This window comes from Roseibium sp., from assembly GCF_025698965.1.
In the GTDB taxonomy this organism is placed as follows: Bacteria; Pseudomonadota; Alphaproteobacteria; order Rhizobiales; family Stappiaceae; genus Roseibium.
Window position 1 is genome coordinate 1 of record NZ_JAILWL010000424.1, and the last position, 5,783, is coordinate 5,783.

At 53.5% G+C, this 5,783-nt stretch carries 5 protein-coding genes and 1 pseudogene; 4 read left to right on the top strand and 2 right to left on the bottom strand.

Translation table 11 applies throughout. The features are described 5' to 3' along the window. The coding region (locus K5905_RS25890; RefSeq protein WP_297589551.1) for a hypothetical protein at nucleotides 1-968 on the bottom strand (968 nt) is incomplete at its 3' end. A 445-nt stretch (nucleotides 969-1,413) separates the two neighbouring features. Between K5905_RS25890 and K5905_RS25895 the strand changes: the two genes are divergently transcribed. The 4 genes and pseudogenes from K5905_RS25895 to K5905_RS31650 all read left to right on the top strand — a co-directional run. Further along, on the top strand, nucleotides 1,414-1,623 hold the full coding sequence (locus K5905_RS25895) for a cold-shock protein (protein WP_297589553.1): 210 nt from the start codon (nucleotides 1,414-1,416) through the stop codon (nucleotides 1,621-1,623). A 132-nt stretch (nucleotides 1,624-1,755) separates the two neighbouring features. Beyond that, entirely contained in the window at nucleotides 1,756-1,986 is a 231-nt protein-coding gene (locus K5905_RS25900) for a hypothetical protein (RefSeq protein ID WP_297589554.1), read from the top strand. A 69-nt stretch (nucleotides 1,987-2,055) separates the two neighbouring features. Next, nucleotides 2,056-3,084: a fatty acid desaturase gene (locus K5905_RS25905; protein WP_297589556.1), complete on the top strand. Its 1,029-nt coding sequence runs from the start codon at nucleotides 2,056-2,058 to the stop codon at nucleotides 3,082-3,084. Nucleotides 3,085-3,184: 100 nt separating this feature from the next. Further along, nucleotides 3,185-3,535, top strand: a pseudogene (locus tag K5905_RS31650) (recombinase family protein); the annotation flags it as partial. A 244-nt stretch (nucleotides 3,536-3,779) separates the two neighbouring features. Here K5905_RS31650 and K5905_RS25920 read toward each other — a convergent pair. Next, nucleotides 3,780-5,492, bottom strand: a complete 1,713-nt coding sequence (locus K5905_RS25920) for an adenylate/guanylate cyclase domain-containing protein (protein WP_297589558.1) — start codon at nucleotides 5,490-5,492, stop codon at nucleotides 3,780-3,782. Nucleotides 5,493-5,783: the final 291 nt, after the last annotated feature.

A 5,783-nucleotide genomic window follows, 5' to 3' on the forward strand; every position in this document is an offset into this window, starting at 1 on the left:
TCTTCGACCGCCCCAGTCACCGTCAGTTGATCACCATTCGGATCGTCCACGGAAACCATCAGGTTGCGGATGTCCAACTGATCCACGGGACCGGCAAAGTCCCAGCTCAAGGTCGCCTTGCCCTTCTGTTCGCTGGCAAGCCCGAGGGAAGACAGGAGTTGGGAAAACGATTCTGAGCTGGATGCCAGATCACCTTCGACGACGGCGATCGATCCGGACGTGTCAACGGTTCCTTTCAACCGACTATTCAGACCTGGAAATTCAAAGACAAAATCAAATGCGCCCCCTCCTTCGTTCCGCGCGACCGACGACGATGGAACGCTTCCGCTCGCTGAGAGCGGAGTTCCGTTGACGGATGCCTGAAAGATGACCTCTGTGGTCTTCGAACTGGCTGCTGAAACCAGCTGAAGCGTCTTGATCTCCAACTGTTCGTTCCAGCCGTTCTCTTCATCGATGAACCGGATCGTGACATCCGTCAGTTGAAGGTTGTCCAGGACCGGGCTGTTGATGATTGTGGATGGCAGTTCATAAACGGATGAACGCGACCCGTCAGCGTCAGAGGTGTCTGCCCGGTAGTCAATTTCCGCTCCGCTCATCTGGTAGTTCGAGATACTACCCATCTCGCCCAGCAACAGACCGTAACCGGACTGAAAACGGATCATTTCAAAGACGCGTTCCTGGCCACCCTTTCCCGCCGAGGAACGCTCGACATAGGCATCTTCGATCTGGACGCCCAATCGCCGTCCGAGAACCAGATCCACGTTGCCATGAACAATAACCTGCCGTCCCAATATCGAAGTCAGAATGCGATCGGCAAGTTGCTTTCTGAGCGGCAGGAAAAGTTCCAGCGTTGACACGGCGAAAACCGAAAACGCAACCAGGGCGCACAAGCCGGCAAAGCCCAACGCAATTGCACGTGACCGCTTTCGGACTGCCGGTCCTGATTTTTCTGGCACTGCGTTCTTCATCCGGCTTCTCCCAGGCAGGAGAGTCCAATCTCCCGAAACACAGTTTACGCATTTCGCTGCGCATGCACCAAAAAGATGACATACCCGGCTATCGACAGAAAGAACACAAATCCTGGGCGCTGTTCTGTCTCGGAACGGCTTTTGAAATCCTGAAAAACATCCCCTGAAACCAACTGATTTAAAAATATTTTAAAATCAAAGAAAAAGCTTTGAATTTATTGCGTTTCACACGCGATTTTTAAGATTAAAAAATTTTCACTATTAAGAATTCGCCTTGTTTTTAACACAGCGATACTCTATGTACCGTTCATCGATATTGTTTGACGAACTTTGTGACTGCGCGCTTTGCGCCCTAAACGATCTTCCCTATCAACGTCGACCTAACCGCTCGTTGCGCAACATGCGTTGCGGGTAAACTATCATGACCGATTGCAAGGAAATCGTTATGGCTATTGGCACTGTAAAGTTTTTCAACTCCACCAAAGGCTTCGGCTTCATTCAGCCTGAAGACGGCTCGCAGGACGTGTTCGTTCACATCTCCGCTGTTGAGCGCGCTGGCATGCCGCCGCTCGTCGAAGGCCAGAAAGTCAGCTTTGAAGTTGTTCAGGACCGCCGTTCCGGCAAGTCCGCAGCGGACAATCTGCAAGCTGTATAAGTTTTCGTCTCGTTGTCCCTGACCACGGATGTACTGGCACGGACCATGAGATGAAGGAGAAGGTCGGGTCACTGCCCGGCCTTTTTTGCTTTCAGGACCAGCGCTTTTATACCCTTTGAAGGAGTTACGGCCATGTCCACGAACAGCAACAACGACAAACCGGTCAAGCCCAAGCGAGAATCCGCCGAGTCCAAAGCTGAAACCACAAAAAGGGTTTCCCAGGAACTTGTTCAGGCTGAGGCGGATCGCCGTGCGGCGAAAACAGCGAAGTTGCGGGCAGCCCGTCTTGAAATGCAGGCTCGTCAGTCGGCAGCCGAGACCGTCGCAACAAAACCGAAAAAGAAAACTCGGACAAAATCCTGATCATAGGGGATGTTGCTGCAGGATTGCGCGCACCTTCTACCTTCGGCGCCTACCAAGACTGGAACTCATGTGACACAAGCTGCTGCCGCAAGCACAGAAACAAAAGATAACAACAGAGCATGGCCTCAGCTTCTCGCTCAATACCGAAAACCCAAACCGGTTCGAAGCATTGTTGAAATTGCGGTAACAACGCTCCCTTTCGCTGCACTTTGGGCACTGTCGGCAGTACTTGTTCTCAACGGCAACTGGTGGGGCCTGCTGTTCACTGTTCCTGCTGCCGGATTTCTGGTGCGCCTCTTCATTTTGCAGCATGATTGTGGACACGGCACCTTGTTTGCCCATCGCGGTCTCAACGACTGGATTGGCCGGCTGATGGGTATCTTCACACTAACACCCTATGACTACTGGCGACGGACGCATGCCGTCCACCATGCGTCCTCGGGCAATCTGGACCGGCGTGGAATCGGCGACGTGGAAACCCTGACGGTGCAGGAATATCGGGGGCTTTCTCGATGGGGCAAGGTTCGCTACCGGCTTTACCGCAATCCGTTGATATTGTTCGGTCTCGGCCCGGCCTGGTTGTTCGTGTGCCAATACAGACTGCCATTTGGTCTCATGCGTGCGGGTGCAAGGCCCTGGGTGTCGACCCTCGCGACAAATCTCGGCATCGTTTTTCCAATCGCACTGATGATCTGGCTCGTCGGGTGGCAGACGTTTTTGATTGTGCAGGTGCCCATCACCCTGATGGCCGCAACAGCCGGTGTCTGGCTTTTCTACATCCAGCACCAGTTTGAAGATACGCATTGGTCGAGCGACGGTGAATGGAACTTTCAACATGCGGCTCTTCATGGAAGCTCGCACTATGATTTGCCGAAACCACTCCAGTGGATGACCGGCAACATCGGAATTCACCACGTGCACCACCTGGCGGCAAAGATCCCGTTTTATCGCCTGCCAGAAGTTCTGGAAGACTTTCCGGAGCTCAAGACCATGAGCCGCATCACGCTGCTTGAGAGCTTGAAATGCGTGAAACTTGTGCTTTGGGACGAAAGCACCAAGCGGTTGGTATCCTTCAGAGAAGAACGGGCCGCCAGATAGGCAGCCCTTTGGTTGTAGCCCGATCTCCCCAGGTGTCATACGCGCACCGAAATGCATATCGCCGGCTGGTTTGAAGTGGAAAGCCCTTTCAGGGGTCTGATCCGTTCCTGATGCCCGCGCCATCGCCGATCAGCTCGAAGCCAAAGGCGTCAAACTCGCCCTCGGTGCGTCCGTCTATGATCCGACCGATCCAATTGGAAAGATGTTCTTTAATATCCTCGCCAGCTTCGCCGAATTCGAGGCCGATCTGATCCGCATGCGGACCCGTGAAGGCATGGCTATCGCCCGCGCCAAGGGCAAGCTACGTGGCAAACAGCCCAAGCTGTCAGAGAAACAGCGCGAACTCTGCCGCATGCACGCCGCCGGGGAGTATTCCATCTCTGACTTGGCCGAGCTGTTCTCAGTGTCTCGGCCAACCGTCTACAGGACTTTGAACAGGCATAAGACCTGACCTTCGCGGCACGACAATCGGACTGGTGTGATGCAGGACTTTTCGGACCTTCGCTGCAACCGCGAAAAACCTAAGGCGATCAAATTGGCATCGGCGCGGTGGTGTGTGCGTCTGGTCCGAACTGGCCGTAGGACACCACAAACAAACGCCCGCTTAAATGCCAATCCGACTGATAAACGTATTCGTGGCGAACGTCCGCATCTTCAAGGATTTGTTGATAGATCCTGATTATCTATTTCGCGTCTCAAGGGGATAGTCCTGCCTTTTGCAATCCTTCCAACACCAAGTTGGTGTCACTTTCATTCTTGTAGGGAAGCTGAGTCACCTGACCGACGACTGCATCCGGTTGTATGCGCTTCACCTTATTCCATGCTTCCAGTGCATCTTCGTTTTCCGAGAGATGGCCCAGGCTGGCGGCCAAAAAAAAGTGCGGCCAGACCGTGTCGGGGTTGCGAGAAATGGCACTTCGAAAAGCGGTCGCCGCGTCTTCAAATCGACCCATCGCCATATTGGCGAGCCCAATATAGTGAGAATAATAGAAAGGAAAATATGGGTTTAAGCGCATTGCCGTTTCGATCAGTGGAACCACCTCGTGGTTCTGTCCGGCAAAATGCTGAGCGCCAGCAAGTGCGGCATAGGCTTCAGCATCGCTGGGCTCAAGCTCGATCCAGCGACGTGCGGTCGTGATGGCCGCGTCATGCTCCCGTCGGAACAAGTGAACTGTGCTCAAAGCCTCTTGAACGAGCGGCAGCATCGGGTCCCGCGATGTTGCTCGCTTGGCCAGATCGTACGCGCGGTCCAGCGCTGATATGGATCCGGCAAACCAGTCCTGCACATATGTCTCAGATAGTCCTGCGTATGGCTCGGCATAATCTGGGTCTATTGCGATCGCTTTTTCGAACAGGTCGCGCGCCTTGGCATTGCCGTCGCGGGTAAATAACCGATACTGCTCCCTGCCGCGCAGCACGTAGTCGTATGCGCGCTGATCTGGTTTTCGGACTCGGCAGGTTCGCGACACACCGCCGACCAGAGTTAATTTAAGCGCATCAACGACCCGTTCGGTCACGTCATCCTGTACATCGAATATGTCTTCAATCTGACGATCGTAGCGTTCCGCCCACAGGTTGCCACCGGTTCGACCGTCAATCAATTGAATGCTTATCCGCAACCGCTGGCCAGCCTTACGCACCGATCCTTCCACCACATACTGCACGTTGAGATCACGACAAACATCCTGCACCTTGCCTATTTTTCCTTTGTAGGTGAATGAAGAATTTCTCGAGATAACAACGAGTTCAGGAATTCTCGATATCTCGGTGATCAGATCTTCGGTGATGCCGTCGGAAAAATAGGTTTGCTCGGGGTCGCTAGACGAATTGTTGAAAGGCAGGATGGCGATGCCGGGCTTATCCAGTTTCGCTGCAGGCTTTGGGAGGTCAGTGAAATCTCCGGAACCATTGGGGCTCCATTGCCAAACCCGAACTGGTCGATTGAGGTTCTTGACTTTCTTCTCGCCAAGATCGGTGAACTTTATATCAAGCCGGTCCCGCACCTCTTCATGGACGCTGCCGGACATGCAGAACCCGTCAGGCGGGCTCAGACTTTCCAATCGGGCAGCTACATTCACACCGTCGCCGTGGATATCGTCACCATCCACGATCACGTCTCCGAGATGGACCCCGATCCGAAACGAAAACTTATTGTCAAAAGCCAATTCATAGTTCCGCTGCGCAACCGTATCCTGGATCTCTATTGCCGCGCGTACGGCGTCAACTATGCTAGGAAATTCCGCAAGTATTCCGTCACCCATCAGCTTTACAACGCGCCCATCGCGATCCTTGATGATGGGCTCAATCCGTTCGCGACGCAAATTCCTGAGTGCTTTGATCGTGCCTTCCTCATCCTCTCGCACAAGACGAGAATATCCAACCACATCAGCCACCAGAATTGCTGCCAAACGGCGCTTCATGTGATACTCCAAAGTAGACAATGCCCAGCAAAGAGCCCGATGCATGAAGATTGCACCGGTTTGCAATGTTTGCAAATCATGAAGATCGCGCGTGGTCTGTTGAAACCACATCTGCCGAGCAGACCGCCCTTAATGAACGATGCCGCATTTGAAACCTACGACTGCTTCGGGCTCATTTATCGAATTCGCCGCTCGTTGTATGAGGGTCCGCTTCGCTTAACGTACTATCCTGCCCTCTACCGGAGCAGACCCCTTTCAAGCATTCCACTCGTAACCATC